Source organism: Acinetobacter sp. SwsAc6 (assembly GCF_013391565.1).
In the GTDB taxonomy this organism is placed as follows: domain Bacteria; phylum Pseudomonadota; class Gammaproteobacteria; order Pseudomonadales; family Moraxellaceae; genus Acinetobacter; species Acinetobacter cumulans.
In genome coordinates, this window is sequence record NZ_JACAXE010000068.1 from 1 (window position 1) to 1854 (window position 1854).

2 protein-coding genes are annotated in these 1854 nt (G+C 33.9%); both read left to right on the plus strand.

All coding sequences use genetic code 11. The features are described from left to right. Nucleotides 1-129 precede the first annotated feature (129 nt). The gene (locus tag HYG93_RS19120) at nucleotides 130-1200 is read left to right on the plus strand and encodes a PD-(D/E)XK nuclease family protein (protein ID WP_178962793.1); all 1071 of its coding nucleotides are present in this window, start codon (nucleotides 130-132) and stop codon (nucleotides 1198-1200) included. Continuing rightward, the gene (locus tag HYG93_RS19125; RefSeq protein WP_178962794.1) at nucleotides 1172-1732 is read left to right on the plus strand and encodes a macro domain-containing protein; all 561 of its coding nucleotides are present in this window, start codon (nucleotides 1172-1174) and stop codon (nucleotides 1730-1732) included. The genes HYG93_RS19120 and HYG93_RS19125 overlap by 29 nt, the downstream gene beginning before the upstream one ends. Nucleotides 1733-1854 lie beyond the last annotated feature (122 nt).

The following is a 1854-nucleotide window of genomic DNA, read 5'->3' on the forward strand; positions in this document are numbered from 1 at the left end:
GGATAGTCTTTTTCAGATTCAATCAATAATTGAACCGCTCTTTCTCTGATTTCAGGGGTATATTTTAATTTGGTCATCGGAACATTCTCTCAGAATACTGAGTCTCCGACAAACCCGGTACGGTTCAATATGCGGGAAAAGAATTTTTTTGACACAGCTAGTCGTAAGTATTATGAAAATCCAACGACTGAGCTCCTTTCTTTTTTCTTAAATCCTTTAGAAGTCCACAATTTAAATACTTTATTTTTTAATGGATTAATTGATTGCATTGCAAAGAATGTCAATAAAGACCCAGCAACTTTTGGTGAGTTCATATCAGTTGAAACTGAAGTATGTACATTAGATGGAAAACGTATTGATTTAATTATTGAAACTACAAAAAATTTAATTATTTTTGAATGCAAGATTTATCACATTCAAAACAATCCTATTGAATCATATATCAAATATGCAAAAAAACGCGTTCTCAATACCTTATTAAAACCACTGTACTTTGTGTTATCCATCGATGGAGTAAGCGAGTTCCAAGAAGACTCCTGGAATGGCATTAGCTATGAAAATTTGGTTTATGCTGTAAATAACTTCATACCATCTTACAAAATTGATATTCAAAATAAATGGTTTACTTTTGCCAAAGAATTACTCAACCATCTTACTAATTACTATTTAAAGCCGTTAAATATGGACAATTTCAACTTCATTAAAGATAATGCTTCTGAAATTCAGAAATTATTTCAAATTTCTCAACAGGTATTTTCACAAATTAATGATCACATAATTAGAAGCCTACAAACTGAATTACAAGAAAAATTTTCCATTCGAAATTACCGGCCCACTTACTACAATGGCGAATCAGAATATTGGTTTTGTAATGCGTCATTAGCTGATTCGCGTTGGATTTGCCCTACACTTGTTATTAATACCTCAAAAAAGGATTTGCCTTGTGAAGTACATTTATGTATAGAAGCTAAATCAGTAAACGATGACGAATTCTTACAGGCTTTTCACAATCAATTTTTAAACTTTAAAAAACAAGAAAAAGAAAGTATATATGGGGGTATTCCTTATATGAGATATACGTACTCAATTGCCGCTTTAGATATCTCAGAGGTCTCTAACCTGATTACAGCTATTAACCAATTAATTCTTAAATTTTACCCTGTGAAATATAATGAAGAAAGTCACTCTACTACAAACTGATATTACCACTTTAAATGTGGATGCCATTGTTAACTCGGCCAATAAGTCTTTACTAGGTGGGGGTGGTGTAGATTATATCATTCACAAAAAAGCTGGTGCAGAGATGCAACAGGAATGTCACCTGATTCATGATGACATAGGTGGCTCTCTTCCTAATGGTCAGGCTGTAGTTACCACAGCTGGTAATTTACCTGCTAAATTCATCATTCACACAGTTGGGCCTCGCTGGTTGGGCGGCTCAAAAAATGAAGCCGAAGAACTTTGTAATGCTTATCTAAACAGTTTAGTCAAAGCTAATGAAGTTCAAGCAAAAAGCTTATCATTTCCAAATATCTCAACTGGTGTATATAACTATCCAAAACAGGAAGCTGCAGAAATTGCAATTGGTACTGTGCTGTCAAGCCTACCTAGTTTTGAATATATCCAGCATGTGTATTTCATCTGTTACGATCAAGAAAATTACAATATTTATGCGTCTATTCTGTCCAACTTGGACGATCCAAAAATCCAAATTAATATGTCAGCTCGGTAATCCTCCCATAAATAACCGAAGTTAAAAGTAGAGGTTAAGCAGTCATTAGAGGTGGCTTTCCTTTGTTAGCTTGATGTGGTCTTTCATGGTTGTAATGCCACAACCAGTTTGTTGCATAATCT

What these genes read in the sequence shown, in the direction of transcription:
- HYG93_RS19120 (WP_178962793.1), top strand. Translation starts at nt 130, where the DNA reads ATGCGGGAAAAGAATTTTTTTGACACAGCTAGTCGTAAGTATTATGAA.
- HYG93_RS19125 (WP_178962794.1), top strand. Translation starts at nt 1,172, where the DNA reads ATGAAGAAAGTCACTCTACTACAAACTGATATTACCACTTTAAATGTG.